Raw genomic sequence first — 20924 nt, 5'->3', positions numbered from 1 at the left:
CGCCCTACAGGGACGAATAGGCCGCTTCGATCAGGCGCACGGCGCGCGGGTCGCCGATCAGCGCCACGCCCTGCTTGTTCATTACATACGACCCCGACACGCCGCGTGTCGGATCGGCGAAGGCGCAAGAGCCGCCCCAGCCCGAGTGGCCGAACGCCTCGGCCGTCGGGCCGTAGAACATGTTGGGCTCATTGCGCATGAACCCCGCGCCCCAGCTGATCACATAGGGCAGGACCAGGTCCTGGCCGACGATGCGCTGGGTCGTGGCCGCCTTGATGCCGGCCGGGGTCAGGATCGAGCGGCCATCCAGACTGCCGCCGCTGGCCAGGGCGCCCATCAGGCGGGCCAGGGCCGGGGCGGTGGCGTGGCCATTGGCCGAGGGGATCTCGACCCGCCGCCACTCGGCCGCGCCCTTGCCGCCGGGCGAGGACCAAGGCTTGAAGAAGGCGGCCGTCACCGCCGCGTTGATCTCGCCGAACTGGGGCATGGCCGTCGGACGCATCAGATCGGCGACACGGCCGTGCTCGCTGTCGGGCAGGCCGATCCAGATATCGAGACCCAGGGGTTCGGCGATGTCCTGGCGCAGCGCGGTTCCCATCGTCCGCCCATCGACCCGGCGGAAGATCTCGCCGGCGAGGTAGCCGTAGGTCACGGGATGATAGCCGCTGGCCGAGCCGACCGGGAACAGCGGGGCCATGGCCGCCAGCTTGGCGCAGGTGGCGTCCCAGTCGAACCACAGGGCGGGATCGGTCTCGTCGGGAAAGCCCGAGAGGCCGGCCTGGTGCGACAGGGCCTGCTCGACCGTGACGTCCTGCTTGCCGTTCTGGGCGAACTCCGGCCAGACGTCGGCGACCGGCTGATCGTAGGCCAGGCGGCCCTCGTCGACCAGGCGGGCGACCAGCAGGGCCGCCACGGCCTTGGTGGTCGAGAACAGGGCCGTCAGGGTGTCGGGGCCGAACGGAACCTCGCGCTTGCGATCGGCGTAGCCGCCCATCAGGTCGACGACGATCTCCCCATCGATGGCGAAGGCGAAGCGCGCGCCCAGCTCGCCATTGTTCTCGAAATTGGCCTCGAAAACCTCGCGCACGCGGGCGAAGCGGTCGGGACAGAGGCCGGTGATGTCGACGGTCATGGGCGAACCGCTCCTAGAGCGCGTTAGGTTTAGGTGTGCGCGGTTGAACCGCCCGAACGCGCTCTAAATGTAAGAATGAGAGCCTGTCTATCTGGTTTAGACGGTTCCATCGAAACCAGACAGGCTCTAGGCCAGACGCTCGATGCGCACGGTCGGCGAGGTCTGCTTGATGCGCGCGCCCATGGCCACGATCGGCAGCTCGGGCGCGTTCCAGATATTGGCGGAGGTGACGGTCTCGGCCACGCCGCCGACCGCGCGGGCCAGGCCGTACGAGAAGGTCTGGCCTTCCAGGATCGAGGCGGCGTAGAGCGCCGTCAGCAGGTCGCCGGTGCCGTTGGGCGAGCGCTCGGCCCTGGCGTGGGCGGCCAGCCAGGCCTCTTTCCGGTCGGCGAGCACGGCGCCGATCTCGGCCCCGCGATGGACCGAGGACACCAGGGTCGTCTTGCCCAGCAGGCGCGCGGCGCGCATGGCCGACAGCGGGTCGCGGGCGTCCATGCCGGTCAGCTTCTGCAGCTCCCAGGCGTTGCAGGCCACGACGTCGGCGCGCGGGATCAGGTCGGCGATGATCGCGTCGGCGGTCTCGGCCGGGATGTAGAGCCCCTTGCCGGCGTCGCCCATGGTCGGGTCGACCACGACCACAGGCTTGCGCGTCGCCGCGCCCTGGCGAGGCGCATCGCGCACGGCGTCGATCACGCGGGCGGCCGCGCGGACCTGGGTGGCGGTGGCGAAATAGCCGGTGATCACCAGGTCGACGAGCCCGAACAGGCCGTTGGCCTCGATACCGTCCAGCATGCCCTCGAACACCTCGATCGGCACGGGCGCGCCGCCGGGGATGCCCCAGCCGGGATGGCGGCCGAACAGCACCGTCGGCACGACCATCGTGTCGATCTTGAACTGGGCCAGCGCGGCGGCCTGGGCCGTCGCGCCCACCTGGCTGCCCGCGACATGGCTGGAAAGGATCAAGGCTAATGGCATGGTCAATGCGATTAGCCGAGCAATGCGGACTTGAATAGGGCGCTGGAGGTGGCAAAGCGTCGAACCTTCGCGACCAGATCGACGGCGCGATGTCGGCGCGCTATGGCCGACGCATGATCTTCTGTTGCGACACCTGCGGCTACCGGTCTGAGAACGGGGAATTCTTTCGCCGCGAGAAGGTCGGCCTACTGGATCGCCGGGCCTGGATCTGCCGAGGCTGTGCGCCGTTTCGGCCCGCCGCCCCGCTTCGCCGGGCATTCGCCGGCTTACTCGCGGGGGCTCTCGTCTCGGCTGGCTTCGCTTTTCGGTATGTCATGGACTTCGGCACGCCGCAGGAGGGATTGGCGCTGGTCGCGGCGTTGGTGCTGGCTTCGCCCTTCAGCACCTTGCTCCATGAACTGGGGCACGCTGTGGCGGCGAAAATCATCGGCCGCCGAGTGTTGTCTATCGGCCTCGGCCTAGGGCCGCGCCGGCGACTAATCCGTGTTCTAGGATTGCCGATTGAGCTGAAGCGCTATCCGTTCTTCGGCGGAGTGACGCGGTTTGTTTCGCGCCGTCCGGGCGATTACAGCGCCACCGCGCTGATCGCGGCGGCGGGGCCGATAGCCAATCTGCTGGCCATGCTGGTCTTCGCCAGCCTGCCGTCGCTGATGGATGAGCAAGGCCCTGCTGGTCTTCCCTTGTCGGCCGCTTGCCTGGGCCTCGCCTGGAACAACGGGCTAATGGCCGTTGCCAACTTGCTGGCCCATCAGTTGGTGGTCGATGGCGAAGCCACCGGGTCGGACGGCGCGCAAATCCTCGAAGCCTTCAAGCGCCACCCACCGCTCGCGCCTTCAGACCGACAACTTCATCAAGCCTCGATCGAGGCGCGCCTGGGCCGCTACGAGGCGGCGGCCGACCTCTATGCGGCCTTGCTGGCCGAGAAACCCGGCGACGCTTGGCTGCTGTGCAATCTACTGCATTGCGTTGACCGCGCGCACGGCCCTGTCGCCGCGCTGGAGCGCTATGAGCAACTGGAATTCTGGGGCCCGCCCCAGCCACGGCCTTGGACGATCGCCGAGATCGAGATCCTGCTGCGCGCCAACCTGATCTGGTTTTCGCTCAAGGCCGGTGGGGCTGATCGCTTGGCGTCAGCCGAAATGCTTGCCCCTCTGCCCGCCACCGACTTTCCGGCGCGAAGGATCACTGCCGCCGTCCAGGGCGCGCTGGACACCCGTCTGGGCCGACCGGAAGTTGGCGCACCGTCGCTGGTTCAGGCTGTTCGCGACGAGTCCATCGTCGCCCGCGACCGCGCGGACTTCTGCCTGATCCTGGCGGAGGGGTGGCGTGCACTGAACGAAGCAGCGCTCGCCGCCGAGTTCGAAGCCCTCGCCCGCCACATCACGAACGCCCGCGCCTAGGCAGCAAAAAGCCCGCCCCGAGAGTCGGGACGGGCTCGATGTCATGTAGTCAGGCCTAGTAGCGGTAGTGGTCCGGCTTGAACGGACCGGCTTCCGGCACGCCGATATAGTCGGCCTGGTCCTTGCGCAGGGTGGTCAGCTTCGCGCCCAGCTTCGCCAGGTGCAGGAAGGCGACCTTCTCGTCCAGGTGCTTGGGCAGGGTGTAGACCTGGTTCTCGTACTTGGCCTTGTTGGTCCACAGTTCGATCTGGGCCAGGGTCTGGTTGGTGAACGAGGCCGACATCACGAACGAGGGGTGACCCGTCGCGTTGCCCAGGTTCACCAGGCGGCCTTCCGACAGCAGGATCAGCTTCTTGCCGTCCGGGAATTCCACGTGGTGGACCTGCGGCTTGATCTCGTCCCACTTGAAGTTCTTCAGGCCGGCGACCTGAATTTCCGAGTCGAAGTGACCGATGTTGCAGACGATGGCGTTGTTCTTCATCCGGCGCATGTCGTCGACCGTGATGACGTCCTTGTTGCCCGTGGCCGTCACGAAGATGTCGGCCCGGTCGGCGACGTCGGCGAGGGTCTGGACCTCGTAGCCTTCCATGGCCGCCTGCAGGGCGCAGATCGGGTCGACTTCGGTGACGATCACGCGGGCGCCGCCTTGGCGCAAGCTGGCGGCCGAGCCCTTGCCCACGTCGCCGTAGCCGCAGACCACCGCGACCTTGCCCGACAGCATGACGTCGGTGCCGCGACGGATCGCGTCGACCAGCGATTCACGGCAGCCATAGAGGTTGTCGAACTTGCTCTTGGTGACGCTGTCGTTGACGTTGATGGCCGGGAACGGCAGCTCGCCCTTGGCGGCCATCTGGTACAGACGGTGGACGCCCGTGGTGGTTTCTTCCGAGACGCCGGTGATGGCGGCGCGGATGGCCGAGTAGAAGCCCGGCTTTTCGGCCAGGTACTTCTTCATCACGGCGTAGAGGGCTTCTTCTTCCTCGTTCTGCGGATTGTTCAGGATCGACGGATCCTTCTCGGCCTTGGGGCCCAGCACGCAGAGCAGGGTGGCGTCGCCGCCGTCGTCGAGGATCAGGTTCGGGTAGCCGCCGTCGTGCCACTCGAAGATCTTGTGGGCGTATTCCCAGTACTCGACCAGGTTCTCGCCCTTGAAGGCGAAGACCGGAATGCCGGCGGCGGCGATGGCGGCCGCGGCGTGATCCTGGGTCGAGAAGATGTTGCACGAGGCCCAGCGGACTTCGGCGCCCAGGGCCGTCAGCGTCTCGATGAGCACGCCGGTCTGGATGGTCATGTGCAGGCTGCCGGCGATACGGGCGCCCTTCAGAATCTGCTGCGGACCGTATTCGGCGCGCGTGGCCATCAGACCCGGCATTTCGGTCTCGGCGATGGCGAGTTCCTTGCGGCCGTAATCGGCGAGCGAGATATCCTTGACGATGTAGTCGGCCACGGTCGGCTCCTGCGATCGGTGATGTCGTGGGAATTGGAAGTCTTGGGCGCGGCTTATACAGGCTCGAGCCCTTCCGAGCAATTAACGCATAAAGATATCCTTATGTCCGAGGCGTTCCGCCCTATTGGCTACGGAACGTCTCGACCCAGAATTCCTCCGGCAGACCCCGGCAAGCGGACAGTTCGCTGCGCTCGGCCAGGACGAAGCCCTTGCCCGTCCAGGCATGGGTCTCGGCGACGCCGCAGTCGGCGATCCCGCGTCCCTTGGCGAAACTATAGAGCTTCTGATGCTCGGCGTCGTAGGCGGCGTTGGTGGCCATGGCGCGGGAGTCCGCATCGCCTCCGCCGCCCAGATCGGCCAGGCGCGCGTGGCCGCCCCTCTCGTCCGCCAGCACCAGGGCGGAGCTGATCTGGTAGGCCCCGACCCAGCATGGGATCACCCACAGCACCACGCCCGGCGCCAGACGGCTGGAGACCGGCTCTTCCGGCGGCTTGGCTTCGCAATCGAACGACTTCAACCGCGCCAGCACGGCGGGCGGCGGCGTATCGGTCAGGCCCTTCTGGTCGACGGGCCTGGCGGCGCGGACCACCGGCAGGGGCGGTGGCGGCGGCACGGCGGCGGCCGGCCCCTTGGCGAACAGGGCGGTGACCCCGCCGGCCCGCCTCTGGCGATCGTCCATCCAGCGCAGGGCCGCCGAAGCGCCCGACAGCGAGACGGTTCCGACAATCCGGTCGCCGGCCCTCAGCTCGACCATGTCGCCCCGCGCGATCGCGGCCAGCAAGGTCGCGACCGAGCCCTCCGGCACGGCCCAGGTCCGGAAATCGTCGTCCGCCCCTTGCGGCGCGCCCGTGCGCGTCACGGCCTTGCCATCGACCACCAGGGTCAGCGGCCCGGCCACGCCCTTGCTCTCCTCGGCGGCGATGGCGAGGTCGAGCTGGGGCGCGGCGCTGGCCTCGGCCTCGCGCCGGACGCGCAGGATCAGCGACCCGCCCTCGTCCGGCGGAAAGCCATAGGCCGTGCAGACGCGGACATTGTCGCAGGCGACCCACCAGTCCTTGAATTCCGTGTCGGCGTCCGACGCCCGGGCCGGCGCGCAGACCGCCAAGGCGGCGCACAGCACCCCCGCCGACCAGCTCGCCAACACGCCGCGCATCAAGTTCCTCCCGCTGTCGCGAACCCTTGCGTCATAAGGCCATTCCCCTGTCCGCACGGCAACTTGACATGAACGGCGACGGCTCGCGTAATGCGACAGCTCAAGGAGACGCTCAATGTTAAGCACGCTCGCCTTCGCACTCCTTCTTCAAGCCGACATGAAGCCGTTGGACGCGACCGAACTGCGCCAGGCGATGGAGGCCGCCGCGGCCTCCGGCGACGCCAGCGCCCTGACCGGCCGCCGCTTCCGCGTCGTCGTGCCGTTCACGGACCAGCGCGAGCGCAAGTACAAGGCCTTCAAGCAGTCGGCCCGCTGGGACTACGACAGCCGCAAGAAGCTGCTGACGACCACGATCGGCCTGGGCGAGATCACCGATCGGAACTTCGACAAGTTCAAGACCAGCAAGCTCGAGAGCCTGCCGCCGCTGCAGTCGCTGTATTTCGACGTCGACGCCCAGAGCCAGCCGATGGTGTTCACCAAGCCGTCGTCGATCGACGACGTCAGCTACTACACCGGCTCTTCCACCCGCGCCGCGAGCTATGGCCTGGCCATCCCGTATCAGGAGGGCGGCCGCTCGGCCTTGCCGGACGGGTTCAAGCCGCTGGTGGTCAATCAGCTGAAGGGCTCCAGCGACCAGGCCAAGCGCTTCGCCAATTCCATGTCCGTGGTCTTCGAGGGCGAGATCACCAACCTGGGCCAGAAGCCCGAGGTGTTCTGCGGCGCCTATCGAGGCTTCATGACCTCCAAGGACGTCACCGGCGACACCAAGATGGTGGTGCAGGACAAGCAGTGCTTCGTCACCGCCCGCATCGACCGCGTCGAGGTCATGCGCCGCGCCGCCGTGGTCACCGCCTGGCGCAATCCGCCGAAGAACGGGTTCTAGGGCCGCTTCGATGCTGGGCATCCTCATGGCCGCCCTGCTGGCCCAGCCCGACGCCAAGCCGCTGGACGGCGCGGAACTGCGCCGGGCGATGGAGACCGCCGCCGAGACCCAGGACGCCAGGCCGTTGATCGGTCGCCAATTCCGGATCGTCGTTCCCTTCACGGACAAGCGCGCCCTCAAATACCGGGCGTTCAAGCAGTCCGCGCGGTGGGACTACGACAGCCGCAAGAAGCTTCTGATCACCTCGATCGGCCTGGGCGAGATCACCAGCCAGAATTTCGACGCCTTCCAAGAGAACCGGCTGAGCGCCTTGCCCCCGTTGCAGACGCTCTATTTCGACATCGAATCCAGCTCCACCGACATGCCGTTCAGCCGGCAGGCGCCGGGCCGGGGCGTGGTCCATGAACTGGGAAAAAGGACCCGCGCCGCCAGTTTCGGCCTGGCCATTCCCTACCAGGCCAACGGCCCCTCGGGCCTGCCCGAAGGCTACAAACCCCTGGTGTATAGCCAACTCGCGCGACCCGAGCGCCAAGCGGTGCGCTGGGCCAAGGAGATGAACGTCGTCTTCGAAGGACAGATCACCGACATGGGGCTGAAGCCCGAAGTCTTCTGCGGCGACTATCGCGGCATGATGACGGCCAAGGACATCACGGGCTACACGCCGTTCCTGGTCACCGACCGTCAGTGCTTCATCACCGCGCGCATCGATCGCGTCGAGGTCACGCGCGGCGGCTCCGTCGTCGCCCACTGGCGCAAGCCGCCCAAGCAGGGCTTCTGATCAGAACCTCAGGAACCTAGAACCCGAGCTCGGGCTGCATGGCCCCGGGCTGCTGGGTCTCGGGCAGGTGGCAGGTGAAGGTCGAGCCGGCGCCCGGCTCGCTCTCCAGCGCCACCCAGCCGCCGTGCAGCTCGACCAGCGCCTTGACCAGGGCCAGGCCCAGGCCGGGACCGCCGCGATCGCGGCCGACGAAGCGGTCGAAGATGTGGGCCTGGACGTGGAACGGCACGCCTCGGCCGGTGTCGGACACGTCCAGCCGCACCTCGCCCAGGGCCCGTCGGGCCTGCAGGGTGACACGACCGCCGGGCGGGGTCTGGCGCAGGGCGTTCTCGACCAGGTGATCCAGGGTCTGGGCCAGGCGCTTGGCGTCGCCTCGGATCAGCCCGACCTCTTCCTCGCACTCGACCGCCAGGGTCACCGCGCCCAGCTGGGCGTCCTTCAGGGCGCGCTCCTGCGCGTTGAGCAGCAGGTCCGAGACGCGGATGTCCTCGATCTCCAGCGCCATTTCGCCGGCGTCGATCTGGGCCATGTCCAGCACGTCGTCGATCGAGCGGGCCAGCTGGGTGGCGGCGGCGCGGACGGCGGCCACATGGTTGCGGCCGCGCTCGGAAATGCCGTCGGCGCGCTCCAGCAGCTCCGAATAGCCGATGATCGTGGTCAGCGGGGTGCGCAGCTCGTAGGAGACGTTGCCGACGAAGTCGCGCTTCAGCCGCTCGGCCTCGGCCAGGGCGGCGGAGCGATCGCTCAGCGCGTTCTGCAGGTCGCGGGTGTCGGTGACGTCGGCGAAGGCGATCAGGGTCGCGCCGTCGGGCAGCGGCCGGCTCTGATAGACGACGATGCGGTCGTCGGAGGTCTTGACCTCGCCCGAGGTCGGGGCGCGCATCTGCGGATCGGGATCGGCCACCCGGCCCTTCAGCTCGCGCCAGAAGGCCAGGTCGTGCAGGCGCGGCACGCACAGCTCGACCACGCCCTCGAAGTCGCCGGCCGCCTCCAGGGCATGGGGCGTGACGTTCCAGAAGGTCTCGAAGGCCTCGTTGTGCAGGCGCAGGCGACCGTCGGAGCCGAACACGGCGACGGCGTCGTTCAGCTTGTCCAGCGTGGCCTGCTGCACCTGGATCAGGGCGTTGTACTGGGCCTTCAGCCGCAGCTCGCCGGTGATGTCGGAATAGATCAGCAGCATGCCGCCCAGCGGGTGGGGCTGGCGCACGACCTTCAGGGTCCGGGCGTCGGGCAGGTGCCAGAGGTCGTCGGCCTGGGGGCCCAGGTCCTCGTAGCGCGCCAGCTCGGCGGCCTTCCAGCCGGCATAGTCGATGGTCTCGGGCAGGCGGCGGCGCTGGCGCAGGCGGTCCAGCACCTCGCCATGGGTCGGCCGCTCGTCCAGCCAGGCCCGTTCCAGGCCCCACAGCTCGGCGAAGGCGGTGTTGTGGTACGACAGGCGCCGCGTCTGGCTGAAGATCGCCACGGCCTCGGCGATGTGGTTCAGGGTCTCGTCGTGGGCCTCGACGTGCTTCTTGAAGGCGTCGCGGACGTCCTCGATCTCGGTGACGTCGGCGCAGAACACGCCCACCCCGCCGCCTTCCAGCGGCTGGGCCGACAGGCGGAACGCGCGGCGGCGGCCTTCCAGATTGATCCAGCGCAGGGCCTCGCGGCGCTCGCCCGTCTCGACGGCCTCGACGACGAGGGCGTCGGCGGCGCGGTCGAAGCTCTTGCCGGCCAGGGCGCCAGCCGAGCTCGAGGTCGCGCCCACGGCGCGGATGAAGGCGGTGTTGCCCCAGACCGACTGGCCGTCGGGCCCGGCGACCCAGCACGGCTCGACCACGCTGTCGACGAAGGCGGCGAAGCGCGCCGCCGACGGCAGGCCCGAGTCGTCGCCGCTGACCGCCGCGAGCCGCAGCCAGGCCAGCGCCCCGGCGGCGCGGCCCTCGACCGAGACCGATCCGTTGGCGCCGCGCGCCTCGAAGACACAGGGCTCGCCGCGTTCGATCAGGGCGGTGAGCTTCTGGGCGTGATCCGGATCGGTCTCGCGCAGGGCGGCGACCACCGCCTCGACCTCGGCCGTGACGCCCAGGGTCTGGGCGCACGCCGACAGGCTCTCGCCGCCCGCGACCAGGCTGGTGCGCGGCCCCTCGATGGCGACGATCGCGGTGTCGAAGGCGTCGACCCAGGCGGGCGCGTCGATGCTGCCGCCGTCCTGCTGGACCAGGCGGGTTTTCAGCGCCGCGATGCGGGCCTCGAAGCCACGGCGCTGGCCCAGCGACCACAAGGTGACGCAAATGGCCAAGCAAACCGCGCCGGCCGCGGCCGCGAGGATCAGATCGTACGAAGTCATCAAGCGCGTCGCTTACCCCAGCGGGTCCTCGAATCAGAATTCCAGATTAGTCCGACCGTGACCAGAACGCGATGAAGGCTGGGAAGATCGGATGTTGGCTATGGCGCCCCGCCGCAATCGCTCTATTTGGAAGCTCATGACCTGGTCCGACCGCCTCGCCCCATCGCTCGACGACTTCGCCGCGCTGGCCCGGCAGGCCTTCGACGGCCTGCCCGACGACTTCCGCAAGCTCTCCGGCGAGGTGGTGATCCGGGTCGACGACTTCCCGTCCGAGGAGGTTCTGGACAGCCTGGGCATCGAGGACCCCTTCGAGCTGACCGGTCTCTACCAGGGCGTGGACCTGGGCCGCCGCTCGGTGCTGGACTACGGAACCGAGCCGTCTCGGGTCTTTCTCTACCGTCGTCCGATCCTCGATGAGTGGGCCGAGCGGGGCGACGTCAGCCTCGGCGACCTGATCACCCACGTGCTGGTCCACGAGGTCGGCCACCACTTCGGCCTGTCGGACGACGACATCCACCGCATCGAGGACGAGGAATGAGCCTTTTCGACACGGATTCCTGGCGCGAGCGCATGGACGAGCGCTGGTTCGACACCGGCGCGGCCATGGCCGAGGCCGGCGCCGTCGACCTGGTTTCGATCGAGGACGAGAAGGTCACCGCCCACGTCACCGGCAGCGTCGGCGACCTCTATGTCGTGGAACTGCGGGCCCCGGCCGGCGAGGGCTCGTGCACCTGTCCCGGCTTCGAGAAGTTCGGGGCCTGCAAACACCAGGCGGCCGTGGTGACGGCGGCCAATACCGGCGACCTCGCCAAGGTCCGCGACCGCATGGCCCGCCTGCGCGACGGCCTGGCCCTGGACAGCCGCGAGGCCCTCGTCGAGCGCCTGGTGGAACTGGCGCGGATCCAGCCGCCCGTACTCGCGGCGCTGGAAGGGCGTTGAACTAGGCCCGTTCCCTCAAAGTGAGAGGGATCTCGGTGCGCCAGACGGCCAAACTCAATGTCCGCAAACGACCCTAGTCGGGCATTGGCTCACTGCGTCCTTCGAGGCGCGCTCAGGAGCGCGCACCTCAGGATGAGGTGGTCAGTGCAAGGAGATCCTCATCCTGAGGCGTGAGCCGCAGGCGAGCCTCGAAGGACGCACTGAACATCCGACTCCCACCCTCAGCGGACATCCGGAAAAGTGGTTAGCTTAGCCATGATTTTCAGATGGATCATCCTAGTCGCACTTGGCCTCGCGCTTTCGTCGTGCTCGGACGGGTACTTCAACGGCCACACCCGACAGTTTTCCGGCGTCTGGCTCTATGCGTTCGAAGCGTCGACCTTCATCGAAGGCGCAACCGAGATACCGAAAAGGCGCCCGGCCCCCGAAGAGTCGGACTGGCTGGAGTGGACCGGTCAGCCGCGTTTGGAAGCCCTCATGGAAGAGGGCCGGGTAAACGGAAACTGCCATACGGTGCAGCCGATCCTGGTCACCTTTGTCGGTCGCAGGACGCACCGGCCATTTAGCGGCGCGGGCCACCTGGGACTGTGGCGTTCGAAGGTGACGGTGGACAGAACGATCTCGGCCGAGCGGCTCGGCCCGCCATTCTGCTACGACCGCTAGCGATCCTTGGCGGGCGTTGCTCACTGCGTCCTTCGAGGCGCGCTCCGGAGCGCGCACCTCAGGATGAGGTGGTCAGTGCAATGAGATCCTCATCCTGAGGCGTGAACAGAAGGCGAGCCTCGAAGGGCGCAGCGACCATCTGCAATCCACCCATCGCCGATGTCCAAATCCTCTCTTAGAGAGCGGGTTCTGGCGCGAGTATGATGAAGCTGAAGAGCAAATCCCGCTTTTGACTGAAGCGTCAAAAAGCTTAGCCGTAGCCCAGATACACCAAACCCGCCGCGGGGGATAATCGCGACGGGCTGGCTATTTTCTCGATCATTCGATCTAGGCGGGCGTTTCCTCCCCGAAACGCCGAAGAACGGGAGCTCTCTGTTGGGCTCGTTTCGTCCTTGCAAGCTGTAGAAACGTCAAATTCGTGACGGTGTCAACGCGCCAAACGCCTTTTTCGCAAAGGGTTGGCCGAATTTTTGACGCGGCGGCCGTAGTTTGGACGTGGAAGTCGAAGATACGCCGGATTCCACGTCCATTTTTGACTCGAATGTCAAAACTTACTTTTGCAGGGCCGTCCCCAGGGTCTGGGCGAAGCGGTCCAGCACGGCCGAACGCGACTCGAACACATAGTCCGGACGCGAGACGGTGACCGGCTCGACCCCGGCGGCGGCCAGGGCGGCGGCCGCGTCGAACAGGTCGCCCGTGGCCAGCAGGGCCCCGTTGGCGCGGCGCGAGCCGCCCTGGGCGACAAAGGCCGCCACGGCCGCCTGCCCCGCCGCGTCCTGCTCGGCCGGCCAGACCAGGGTGGCCAGCTTGCCGGCCCGGCCCTTGGCCTCGACCACCGACAGCAGGCGCTTCAGGCTTTCCAGCTGCTCGGCCGACCAGTCGGCGATCAGCGAGGCGGTCAGCTGGGCCTGGCTCTTCAGGATCACGCCGTCCGACAGGATCTTCAGGCCGTTGGCCGCCAGGGTCGCGCCCGTGGTGGTGATGTCGACGACCAACTCGGCGGCGCCGGCGGCCGGAGCCCCCTCGGTCGCGCCGCTGCTCTCGACGATCCGGTAGTCGGCGACGCCGTGGCGGGCGAAGAAGGCGCGGGTCTGGGTGACGTACTTGGTCGCCACCCGCAGGCGGCGGCCGGTCTTGGCGAGATGGGCGTGTCCGACCTCGTCGACATCGGCCATGGTGTCGACGTCCAGCCAGCTCTTGGGCGCGGTCACCACCAGGTCGGCGCGGCCGAAGCCCAGGGCCCGCAGCAGCATGACCCGACTGTCCATGTCGTCGCCGCGCTCGCGCAGCAGGTCCTCGCCCGTGACGCCCAGGTGCAGGTCGCCGCTGTCGAGGCCGGCGGCGATGTCGCCCGCCGACAGCAGGCGCACCGAGACGCCGGGCAGGCCCGCGAGCTCCGCGGAGTAGCCGCGCGCGCCGCCCGTCATTTCCAGCTTGAAGCCGCAGTCGGCCAGCCAGGCCTCGACCTGGTCCTTCAGGCGGCCCTTCGAGGGGATCGCGAAGATCATCGGGTCTTTGTTTTCTCGGGGGCTCATTCGCCGCCTCCCGCATAGGCGCGCGCGGGACGGACCATGCAGCCCACCGCGCCGGTGTGGGTGGAGACGCCCAGCCTGGCGGGCAGGCCGTCGTAGCGACCGCCGGCGGCCACGGGCCGCTCGTCGCCGAGCGCGGCCGAGCGCACCTCGAACAGGAAGCCGTCGTAATAGCCGAAGGCCCGGCCGAAGGCGGCGGCCAGGGTGGCGCGCTCCAGCGGGACGCCGCGCGCGGCCATGCCGGACAGGCGGGCCTCCCAGCCGGCGATGGCGGCTTTCAGCGCCCCGTCGTTCGGACCCGCCAGGGCCGCGATCGCCGCGAGCGCCGCGTCCGGACGATCCGAGACGGCCAGGAAGGCGCGGACCTTGTCGGCTTGAGCCGCATCGAGGCGACCGGCCTTGGCGGCCTCGGCCCGTTCGACCAGGCGATGGGCGATCTCGGCCGGGCGGCGGCCGCCGACGGGCTCGATGCCGGCCAGGGACCACAGCTCCTGCAGCACGGCGGAGGCTTCGGCCTCGGGCAGACCGGCCAGCAGCGACGCGATGCGGCTCTCCTCGGCGGTCGGCGCCGCCGCGTCGCCGTCCAGCTCGGCCTTCAGCTGGCGCGGCTTGGCGAAGGCGCGCTTGAGGCGGGCGGCCAGGGGCGCGGCCAGGTCCAGGCTGTCGATGAAGGCGGCGAACAGCGACACGTCGCCCAGCACCAGCGACAGGTCCGATCGTCCGCCGGCGGCGGAAGACGCCCAGGCCAAGGCGGCGATCTCGGCGTCGGCGGCCACGGGGTCGCCGGCCTCGAAAGCCTCGACGCCCAGCTGCAGGAACTCCTCGGCCCGGTCCGAGCCGCGCGGGGCGACGCGGAAGGCCTTGCCCTCGTAGCGGTAGCGGCCGGCTTCAGCGCCCCCATTCTTGCTTTGGGCCGCGAAGTGCTCGCGCGCGACCGCGACGGTGAAGTCGGGACGCAGGCAGGCCTCCTCGCCGCCGTCGCCGGAGACGACGAACAGCCGCGAGCGCATGGCCTCGCCGGTCAGGTCCAGCAGCAGGCCCAGGGGCTGCAGCACCGGCGCGTCGGTCGGCGCGGCGCCGGCCGCCAGCAGGGGAGCGCGGATGGCGTCGAGCGCCTCCGCCGGAATGGAACGCTCGAGCCTCACGCGATCAGCCCCCGATGATCTTCTGGACGGCGGCGACCAGATCGCCGCGCGGAATGGTCTGCTGGCCGGGCCGCTCGGCCTTCCAGGCGGCGTTGTCGGCCAGGCCCTGGGCGGCCATGCGGCCGGCGTCGAGATCCTTGATGGTCACCGTGCCGGCGGCGATCTCGTCCCCGCCCAGCATGACCACGGCCGGCGCATTGCGGCGGTCGGCGTATTTCATCTGCGGCTTCATGCCCGAGGTCCCGAGATACACCTCGGCCGGGATGCCCGCCGCGCGCAGCTGTCCGACCACGGAGAAGTACTCGCCCATGTGGGCCTGGTCGAAGGTGATCACCACCACCGGCCCGCGCGCCGCGCCGCCCGGCTCGCGTCCGGCCGCCCGCAGCGCCGCCGCCAGGCGGGTGACGCCGAACGAGAAGCCGGTGGCCGGCGTCGCCGTGCCGGTGAACCGCGCCACAAGGTCGTCATAGCGCCCGCCGCCGCCGATCGAGCCGAACGAGACCTTGTTCCCCTTCTCGTCCGTGGTCTGCAGCAGCAGCTCGGCCTCGAACACCGCGCCGGTGTAGTATTCCAGACCCCGAACGATCGACGGATCGATGAAGGCCTGGTCGTCGGCGATCCCCAGGCTGGTCAGGGCCGCGTCGATCCGCGACAGCTCCAACAGGCCCTCGTCGCCCTCGGCCGAGCCGCCGATGACCTTGGCGATGTTGTCCAGGGTCGCCGAACGCCCGCCGGCGCCGGCCGACACGAAGTCCAGCACCGAGTCGATCGCCTTGCCCTTCAGGCCCGCGCCCTTGGTGAAGTCGCCGCTCTCGTCCAGGCGCCCCTCGCCCAGCAGCAGGCGCACGCCCTCGACGCCCAGGCGGTCCAGCTTGTCGACCGCGCGCAGCACGGCCAGCTTCTGGCCGGCGTTCTCGGCCCCGGCCGAGGTCAGCAGCCCATTGAGCAGCTTGCGATTGTTGATCTTCAGCACCGCCGCCCCGCGCGGCAGGCCGGCGGCTTCCAACCCCTCGACCGCCATGGCGATGATCTCGGCGTCGGCCTCCGGACGGGCCGAGCCCACGGTGTCGGCGTCGCACTGGATGAACTGGCGGAAGCGCCCCGGCCCCGGCTTCTCGTTGCGCCACACCGGCCCGAAGGCGTAGCGGCGGAACGGCTTGGGCAGGGTCTCCCAGTTCTGCGCCGCGAACCGCGCCAGCGGCGCGGTCAGGTCGTAGCGCAGCGCCATCCACTGGTCGTCATCGTCCTGCAGCGCGAACACGCCCTCGTTGGGCCGGTCGCTGTCGGGCAGGAACTTGCCCAGGGCGTCGGCATATTCGAACGCCCCGGTGTCCAGGGCCTCGAAGCCGTAGCGCTCATAGACCGCCGACACCGCCTCCAGGATCGCCCGCTCGGCCCGCAGGTCACGGGCGCGCTTGTCGGCGAAGCCGCGCGGGGCGCGGGCTTCCGGACGGAAGGTCTCTTCGGGGGTCGTGTCGGGCGTGTCGGTGTCGGGGGTCGTCATCGTCGGTCCTTAGTCTTCAAGGCGTCGACGGATGGCGCTTGCGCGTAAGCCCCATCCGCTAGGCGGGGCTCAGGCAGGGTTGCTCTAGAGCGAGCGGACCCGGCCGATCCCGCGAGGCGAGGTCGGATGGTGGTGGTGGCCGTGATGGTGCGGCGCGCGGGTCATCGGGCGGGGGTGTAGCGGATGAGGGGGGAGAGGGGAAGGGGGTGGGAACGCGTCCCGGGGCCCACAGGAGAGAGTGGGAGAAACCAGGCGCGACCCCGCCACTCTCATTGAGCCAGAAAATGGGCGCTCTTCAATTACTCGTCACCGTCCCACCAAGAGCCGCCAGTGCCAGTTCTACGCGCCTCGTCTTCCCGCTCTTCCAGTATCTCGAACCAAACGCTGTAAGTTTCGCGAGCCATTTGAATGAGCGCTTCGTAGGGGATGAGCTCCATCTCATTAGCAAATTCTGGTCGTACTTTTCGCGTTCCATTCCGCAATGGCGGAAATTGCAGGAGGCCTAGTTTTGCGGTTGCATAGTCATCGCCCCGCTGCCGAATGTGCTCGTGCTGCGCGGAGAAGGCGAAGCGGCGGGCAGCTTCGTTGAAACCACCAGCTCGTCGGAAATCAAAACCAAAGATCGTTGGCCCATCCGGCCCCCAAAATATCGCATCCGCCCAGTAGGATATCGAGACCCCAGCACCAAGCGGCAACTTCCCAAACGACTCCACTACAGCGAGATATTTTTCCTCGCGAATGAAGTCGTATAATAGTTTTCCGACCTCTATATTGGAGTCGGCCTCTTTTTCGTTCTTCAACTTCTTGAAGCATGCCTCGATCTTGGTCCACTCCGTATCACCAAGTGATAGAAGCGAGGGCTGCGCATTTGTTATTTCAGGAAGTCGTCGACGCGTAGGTTCGTAGGAAAATTCTGGGAACCCGCTTTTGAACTTCAACAGCGCCTTGCGCCTGGCATCCGGCGACAGGGGAGCAATACGAGCCAGTTCCGTGTCAGGAAGGCGGTGCTTCTTCAAGGGTATCTCCAAGGTCGAGGGGAACGCTTACGGAGACTTTCTGGAATCGAAACCGATCCACGGTCACCTTATCGCATATCCTCAGCCCGAGCCCAAGATTTGTTCCCGGTCCGTTCGCAATCACATCCCAAGGCCCATCTGGCGCGTGTGAAATCGCAACCAGTTGGGGCGCTGATAGACGCCCCATTGTAGATAGAATTCTCTCTATAACTTCATGAATCTCTGGATCTCGCGGCGAGACCAGCGGAACACTTATTCCAGAAACAAGGTCTTTTCGAACTGCTCTGTTAGATATAGGCCGGTATCCATTTCCATTAAAACACCTATAAACTACCGGATGGACAGGACCGAATTTCCAGGCTTCAAAAAATCCATTAACTAGCGGACGACCTTTACTTACAAGGAAGCGGCCGTGAGCAAAGTATAGAAGTTTCTGAAGTGCTAGGTTCGTTATCGGAATCTGCAGCGACACGGCTTTATCCAGAAGCAAATTCGCCACGGCGCGCGCGTCGACCGACTGAGGATCCTGGGTCAGTGGGGGCATGAACGGACCCTCATTGCCTTCTCATTTTGTGCCCAGCCGCTTCTCGCGATTCGATTTCCGCGCCACACAGAACAAGAACATAGCACGAACATAGTTTCATCGTCCAACTCAGACGACACCCAAGAAAGCCGACAACCCAATCCTTAACGCTTATGATTAACGAAGACTGAGGAAAATTCGCCGCCGCCCTTTACAAGCCCAAGCTGGACCACCGCCCCACGTCTCACGGCGAGGCGACCGCTGGGCAGGTCGGGTTCGCCATCCACCATCCACCACCACAATACTTTCCGTCATTCCCGCCCTTGTGGCGGGAACCCCTCTGTCCGCCGCCGGTGCAGGAGGGGCGAACCGCCGGCGGTTCGCTGGCGTCTCACGTGTCAGCTGAACCAGGGGTTCCCGCCACGAGGGCGGGAATGACGGTGGGTGGCGGGGCTGTGTGGGCGGTTGCCCCCTCCACCGGCGTTCGCCGGTCCCCCTCCCCCCGGATGGGGAGGAGAGATGCCCCCCACCTCGCCACCCGACCTCCCGGGTCGGGGCGATCCTTAAATCTCTTGGAGGCTGCAGCGTGCAGGGCGGATCAGGTCAGTCAAGGACGGCCCTCCGGGCCGCCGCGCGCGGTCGCCGGAGGCGATGTCGGCGGAGTGACCTGATCCGCCCTGCGATCGTCTCGCCGTGAGATGTAAGGCCTGGCCCGACCTGGGGAGGTCGAACGGCGCGAAACCGATCCCCTCTCCCCTTGTGGGAGAGGGTGGCCCGCGAAGCGGGTCGGGCGAGGGGTTTCACCGAGCCGACAGAACTATCGACCCCTCATCCGTCGGCTTCGCCGACACCTTCTCCCGCAAGGAGAGAAGGGGGCGCGGCGCAGGCTTCTAGGATCAGGCCCAGGACACGGTCGGGATGGCCCTGGATCTCGGCGTTGAGAAACCTCAGCACACGGAAGCCTTGGCCGCGCAGCCAGGCGTCGCGGATCGCGTCGGCGGCGCGGTCCTGATGGTGTGGGCCGTCGGCCTCGATGACCAGGCGATGGCGCAAACAGACGAAGTCGGCGACGTAGCGGCCCAGCGGGAGCTGGCGGCGGAACTTCAGGCCGTCCAAGCGACGGTCGCGGAGGAGGGCCCAGAGAAGGCGCTCGGTGGCCGGCGGTTCGCGACGCAGACGGCGCGCGAAGGCGAGTTGACGGGCGCGATCAACCATAAGCGGAACATAACGGGAACAACTGGGCAGGGCAATCCCTCTCCCCTTGCGGGAGAGGGTGGCCGCCGGAGGCGGTCGGGTGAGGGGTTGCGCGGGCGGACAGGACTATCGACCCCTCATCCGTCGGCTGCGCCGACACCTTCTCCCGCAAGGGGAGAAGGAAACCTAACCCTCCCCGTCATCCTTCTTGCCCTTCGCCGCCGCGATCATGCCGCGCCAGGCGGCGAACACTCCGCCCAGGCCGGCCAGCACGGCGGCGATGGCCTTCAGCCAGGTCGGGGCTTGGAGGACCATGTCCCAGGCATAGGCCAGGGGGCTGATCTTCACGTCGACGGACTTGGTGCGGGTGGTCGAGACCAGGGAGAGCTCGCGGCCCAGCGAGGTCTTGACCACCACCGCGCTCTTGATCGTCAGGGTGTGGCGGCCGCCCTCCTTGGCGGTCACCGACCACTGCCAGGTGGTCAGGCCGTAGGGCGAGACGTTCTGGATGCGGTCGGACATCGGCTTGATCTCGAAGCCCTCGCCGACCAGGTCGGCGGCCATGCGCCGGCCGATCACCGGGGCGTACTGGACGACCACGCCCTCGTTGCCGGCCACGGCCTCGGCCGGGTCGGGCGGGGTGGGCGCGGGATGCGGCGTGGGATCGGGCTGGGCCGGAGGATCCGGGTCGGGTTTGGCGCCGTCTGTCGGATCGGGGGAGGCGGTGGCCGCCTCCGCGGGCTGGGCCGGCGGCGGCGGTTCGGCCTTCTCGCCGATGGCCAGCTCGATGGTCACCGGCTTGCCGCGCATCATGGTCTCGGGCGCGTTGAACGCCCCGACCCCGGCCTTGACCCGCGAGGCCACCGCGCGGGCGTCGTCGCAGTCCCAGCGCGACAGCCGCTCGCCGACCTCCTGGCAGAAGACCATGTCCTCGGCGGCGACCTGCGCGGTCTCGCCGGGCTGCGCGCCGCTGTCGGCCGGCGCCCCGGCCCCACAGGCGGCCAGCACGAGCAGGCTCGAAGCCATCAAGGGCGCGGTCAGAACGAACCGGAGTCGCATGGGCGTTTCCCCCAACCCAGGGGCGGACGATACCATACAATCCACGGTCGCTTAAGGTGGGGATGCACGTTGGTTCGGGGGCGTTCGGGGCGTGGCGGGGCATGGGATCTTAGATCCTCCCCCTAGCGGGGGAGGTGGCGCGAAGCGCCGGAGGGGGAAGTGCTTGCCGGCCCCGCCTCTTCCCCCTCCGTCGTCTCTTCGAGCCGACACCTCCCCCGCCAGGGGGAGGATTTATGAGCGTTGGCCGCGCTCTATCCTCGGAGTTCGCGATCCAGACCCCAGCAAAATCAAGCCCTTCCAACTTTTACGCCCTCGCCAATCATCCGCGCCCAACACCGCCCGCATACTTCTTCTCGCCCCACCGCTGGGGAGGCCGTCCAGCTGGCGACCTGACGGGCGGTGCGGGCGGTCGAGCGGGCGGCGTCCCGATCGGCGTCGCGGGGCCCGGCGGGCCGCGCGGGAGGGCGACAGCTCCGGACGGGGCGGCTCCTCTCCGCGTGGTCGGGCCGGGAGCCATGCTCGCGACGCCATGACGAGCGCCACAGGCGCGGGCTGAAATCGCCCGCGCGGTCCGGAGGGGTCGCTTTCCCTCCGCCCGCCGGAGGCCTCTCATCGGGAGCGGGTTAAAACCCCGCGCCCCGAGGGCTTTCGCACCGACGACCGCGCGGAGCGCCCGTGTCACGTCGAAACGGTACTCTCCCACACACCTCCGGGCGCGGCCCGGACGCTCCGCCGCCTCCCCAGCCCGCCGGCTTCCCGGCGGAAGACCGCCGCCGCGCGTCGGCGCCAAACCCCGCAAGGAGCTTTCGATGTCCAAGCACCGGACCCCAAACCAGAAAACGGCCGGCCAGAACCCGATCGCGCGGCCCGTCACGGCCGACAGCTCGCACGTGGCCATCCTGACCGCCAAGATCGCGATCCGTTCGGAAATCATGCGGCGGCAGGCTTACGAGGATCTGCTGGTGCTGCGGCGCCGGCTCGCCGAGCTCCCGCCCGCACCCGACGGCCCGGACGAGCCCGCGAGCGAAGCCTGAGCTTGAACCCTTCCACCCGCGAGAAGCGACAAGGATCGGGGCCGCTATACACATTTCGTTAAGTCTTGGCCGGGGCTGGGCTTGAATTTATCCACAGACCGGCCGGTATAGGAACATGAACGGCGTGTAATGCTGACCGAGATGTAATCCACATTTCGGCCTTGTAACTTGAGATGAACGGGCTCGGCGGTCAGACCTCTCCTCACTGAGGGGAACCC

Annotated in this window: 18 protein-coding genes and 2 pseudogenes; 8 read left to right on the top strand and 12 right to left on the bottom strand. The window is 67.9% G+C overall.

The window, feature by feature from the left end; translation table 11 throughout:
* Window positions 1–4: 4 nt before the first annotated feature.
* Together AC1RRV_RS08650 and AC1RRV_RS08645 are read right to left on the bottom strand one after the other, a co-directional pair.
* Window positions 5–1132 (bottom strand): serine hydrolase domain-containing protein, encoded by a 1128-nt coding sequence (locus AC1RRV_RS08650; RefSeq protein WP_492859184.1) that lies wholly within the window; start codon window positions 1130–1132, stop codon window positions 5–7.
* Window positions 1133–1258: 126 nt separating this feature from the next.
* Window positions 1259–2107, bottom strand: a complete 849-nt coding sequence (locus tag AC1RRV_RS08645; RefSeq protein ID WP_492859244.1) for a pyridoxal kinase — start codon at window positions 2105–2107, stop codon at window positions 1259–1261.
* A 113-nt stretch (window positions 2108–2220) separates the two neighbouring features.
* On the opposite strand from AC1RRV_RS08645, the gene AC1RRV_RS08640 reads away from it, so the two are divergent.
* Window positions 2221–3507, top strand: a complete 1287-nt coding sequence (locus AC1RRV_RS08640; protein WP_492859183.1) for a metalloprotease — start codon at window positions 2221–2223, stop codon at window positions 3505–3507.
* Window positions 3508–3562: 55 nt separating this feature from the next.
* Here AC1RRV_RS08640 and ahcY read toward each other — a convergent pair whose 3' ends face one another.
* Together ahcY and AC1RRV_RS08630 are read right to left on the bottom strand one after the other, a co-directional pair.
* Window positions 3563–4954: an adenosylhomocysteinase gene (gene ahcY / locus AC1RRV_RS08635; protein WP_492859182.1), complete on the bottom strand. Its 1392-nt coding sequence runs from the start codon at window positions 4952–4954 to the stop codon at window positions 3563–3565.
* A 121-nt stretch (window positions 4955–5075) separates the two neighbouring features.
* Window positions 5076–6107 (bottom strand): DUF1176 domain-containing protein, encoded by a 1032-nt coding sequence (locus AC1RRV_RS08630; protein ID WP_492859181.1) that lies wholly within the window; start codon window positions 6105–6107, stop codon window positions 5076–5078.
* Window positions 6108–6222: 115 nt separating this feature from the next.
* On the opposite strand from AC1RRV_RS08630, the gene AC1RRV_RS08625 reads away from it, so the two are divergent.
* Together AC1RRV_RS08625 and AC1RRV_RS08620 are read left to right on the top strand one after the other, a co-directional pair.
* Window positions 6223–6990, top strand: a complete 768-nt coding sequence (locus tag AC1RRV_RS08625; RefSeq protein ID WP_492859180.1) for a hypothetical protein — start codon at window positions 6223–6225, stop codon at window positions 6988–6990.
* Between the two features lie 10 nt (window positions 6991–7000).
* Window positions 7001–7768: a hypothetical protein gene (locus AC1RRV_RS08620; RefSeq protein WP_492859179.1), complete on the top strand. Its 768-nt coding sequence runs from the start codon at window positions 7001–7003 to the stop codon at window positions 7766–7768.
* Between the two features lie 16 nt (window positions 7769–7784).
* Here AC1RRV_RS08620 and divL read toward each other — a convergent pair whose 3' ends face one another.
* Entirely contained in the window at window positions 7785–10097 is a 2313-nt protein-coding gene (gene divL, locus AC1RRV_RS08615; protein WP_492859178.1) for a cell cycle protein kinase DivL, read from the bottom strand.
* 136 nt (window positions 10098–10233) lie between these two features.
* Between divL and AC1RRV_RS08610 the strand changes: the two genes are divergently transcribed.
* The 3 genes from AC1RRV_RS08610 to AC1RRV_RS08600 all read left to right on the top strand — a co-directional run bounded on the left by AC1RRV_RS08610 (window position 10234) and on the right by AC1RRV_RS08600 (window position 11699).
* Window positions 10234–10635, top strand: coding sequence for a metallopeptidase family protein (locus AC1RRV_RS08610; RefSeq protein WP_492859177.1), 402 nt, complete (start codon window positions 10234–10236; stop codon window positions 10633–10635).
* Window positions 10632–11036 carry an SWIM zinc finger family protein gene (locus AC1RRV_RS08605; protein ID WP_492859176.1) on the top strand — a complete coding sequence of 135 codons (405 nt, stop codon included), beginning with the start codon at window positions 10632–10634 and terminating at the stop codon, window positions 11034–11036. The genes AC1RRV_RS08610 and AC1RRV_RS08605 overlap by 4 nt, the downstream gene beginning before the upstream one ends.
* Window positions 11037–11291: 255 nt before the next feature.
* On the top strand, window positions 11292–11699 hold the full coding sequence (locus AC1RRV_RS08600) for a hypothetical protein (protein WP_492859175.1): 408 nt from the start codon (window positions 11292–11294) through the stop codon (window positions 11697–11699).
* Window positions 11700–12250: 551 nt separating this feature from the next.
* On the opposite strand, the gene hisG is transcribed toward AC1RRV_RS08600, so the two are convergent.
* From hisG to socA, 5 genes are all read right to left on the bottom strand, one after another.
* Window positions 12251–13234, bottom strand: a complete 984-nt coding sequence (hisG, locus tag AC1RRV_RS08595; protein WP_492859174.1) for an ATP phosphoribosyltransferase — start codon at window positions 13232–13234, stop codon at window positions 12251–12253.
* Window positions 13231–14418, bottom strand: coding sequence for an ATP phosphoribosyltransferase regulatory subunit (locus tag AC1RRV_RS08590; RefSeq protein ID WP_492859243.1), 1188 nt, complete (start codon window positions 14416–14418; stop codon window positions 13231–13233). The genes hisG and AC1RRV_RS08590 overlap by 4 nt, the downstream gene beginning before the upstream one ends.
* Window positions 14381–15880 (bottom strand): histidine--tRNA ligase, encoded by a 1500-nt coding sequence (gene hisS, locus AC1RRV_RS08585; RefSeq protein ID WP_492859173.1) that lies wholly within the window; start codon window positions 15878–15880, stop codon window positions 14381–14383. Before hisS ends, AC1RRV_RS08590 begins: the two co-directional genes overlap by 38 nt.
* Before the next feature lie 299 nt (window positions 15881–16179).
* The gene (socB, locus tag AC1RRV_RS08580; RefSeq protein ID WP_492859172.1) at window positions 16180–16896 is read right to left on the bottom strand and encodes a type VI toxin-antitoxin system SocB family DNA replication inhibitor toxin; all 717 of its coding nucleotides are present in this window, start codon (window positions 16894–16896) and stop codon (window positions 16180–16182) included.
* Entirely contained in the window at window positions 16874–17440 is a 567-nt protein-coding gene (gene socA, locus AC1RRV_RS08575; protein WP_492859171.1) for a type VI toxin-antitoxin system SocA family antitoxin, read from the bottom strand. Before socA ends, socB begins: the two co-directional genes overlap by 23 nt.
* A gap of 260 nt (window positions 17441–17700) precedes the next feature.
* Between socA and AC1RRV_RS08570 the strand changes: the two are divergent.
* A pseudogene (locus AC1RRV_RS08570) lies at window positions 17701–17878 on the top strand (hypothetical protein); the annotation flags it as partial.
* A gap of 369 nt (window positions 17879–18247) precedes the next feature.
* Here AC1RRV_RS08570 and AC1RRV_RS08565 read toward each other — a convergent pair.
* Together AC1RRV_RS08565 and AC1RRV_RS08560 are read right to left on the bottom strand one after the other, a co-directional pair.
* A pseudogene (locus tag AC1RRV_RS08565) lies at window positions 18248–18655 on the bottom strand (endonuclease domain-containing protein); the annotation flags it as partial.
* A 144-nt stretch (window positions 18656–18799) separates the two neighbouring features.
* The gene (locus tag AC1RRV_RS08560; RefSeq protein ID WP_492859170.1) at window positions 18800–19672 is read right to left on the bottom strand and encodes a hypothetical protein; all 873 of its coding nucleotides are present in this window, start codon (window positions 19670–19672) and stop codon (window positions 18800–18802) included.
* An 809-nt stretch (window positions 19673–20481) separates the two neighbouring features.
* Between AC1RRV_RS08560 and AC1RRV_RS08555 the strand changes: the two genes are divergently transcribed.
* Window positions 20482–20706 carry a hypothetical protein gene (locus tag AC1RRV_RS08555; RefSeq protein WP_492859169.1) on the top strand — a complete coding sequence of 75 codons (225 nt, stop codon included), beginning with the start codon at window positions 20482–20484 and terminating at the stop codon, window positions 20704–20706.
* Window positions 20707–20924: the final 218 nt, after the last annotated feature.

Source organism: Caulobacter sp. GW821-FHT11E10, assembly GCF_058808375.1.
This window is presented reverse-complemented; position numbering and strand designations above follow the sequence as displayed.

Excerpts from the sequence above, each read along its gene's own strand:
- AC1RRV_RS08650 (WP_492859184.1), bottom strand. The coding sequence starts at position 1,132 with ATGACCGTCGACATCACCGGCCTCTGTCCCGACCGCTTCGCCCGCGTG.
- AC1RRV_RS08645 (WP_492859244.1), bottom strand. The coding sequence starts at position 2,107 with ATGCCATTAGCCTTGATCCTTTCCAGCCATGTCGCGGGCAGCCAGGTG.
- AC1RRV_RS08640 (WP_492859183.1), top strand. The coding sequence starts at position 2,221 with ATGATCTTCTGTTGCGACACCTGCGGCTACCGGTCTGAGAACGGGGAA.
- AC1RRV_RS08630 (WP_492859181.1), bottom strand. The coding sequence starts at position 6,107 with ATGCGCGGCGTGTTGGCGAGCTGGTCGGCGGGGGTGCTGTGCGCCGCC.
- AC1RRV_RS08625 (WP_492859180.1), top strand. The coding sequence starts at position 6,223 with ATGTTAAGCACGCTCGCCTTCGCACTCCTTCTTCAAGCCGACATGAAG.
- AC1RRV_RS08620 (WP_492859179.1), top strand. The coding sequence starts at position 7,001 with ATGCTGGGCATCCTCATGGCCGCCCTGCTGGCCCAGCCCGACGCCAAG.
- divL (WP_492859178.1), bottom strand. The coding sequence starts at position 10,097 with ATGACTTCGTACGATCTGATCCTCGCGGCCGCGGCCGGCGCGGTTTGC.
- AC1RRV_RS08610 (WP_492859177.1), top strand. The coding sequence starts at position 10,234 with ATGACCTGGTCCGACCGCCTCGCCCCATCGCTCGACGACTTCGCCGCG.
- AC1RRV_RS08605 (WP_492859176.1), top strand. The coding sequence starts at position 10,632 with ATGAGCCTTTTCGACACGGATTCCTGGCGCGAGCGCATGGACGAGCGC.
- AC1RRV_RS08600 (WP_492859175.1), top strand. The coding sequence starts at position 11,292 with ATGATTTTCAGATGGATCATCCTAGTCGCACTTGGCCTCGCGCTTTCG.
- hisG (WP_492859174.1), bottom strand. The coding sequence starts at position 13,234 with ATGAGCCCCCGAGAAAACAAAGACCCGATGATCTTCGCGATCCCCTCG.
- hisS (WP_492859173.1), bottom strand. The coding sequence starts at position 15,880 with ATGACGACCCCCGACACCGACACGCCCGACACGACCCCCGAAGAGACC.
- socA (WP_492859171.1), bottom strand. The coding sequence starts at position 17,440 with ATGCCCCCACTGACCCAGGATCCTCAGTCGGTCGACGCGCGCGCCGTG.
- AC1RRV_RS08560 (WP_492859170.1), bottom strand. The coding sequence starts at position 19,672 with ATGCGACTCCGGTTCGTTCTGACCGCGCCCTTGATGGCTTCGAGCCTG.
- AC1RRV_RS08555 (WP_492859169.1), top strand. The coding sequence starts at position 20,482 with ATGTCCAAGCACCGGACCCCAAACCAGAAAACGGCCGGCCAGAACCCG.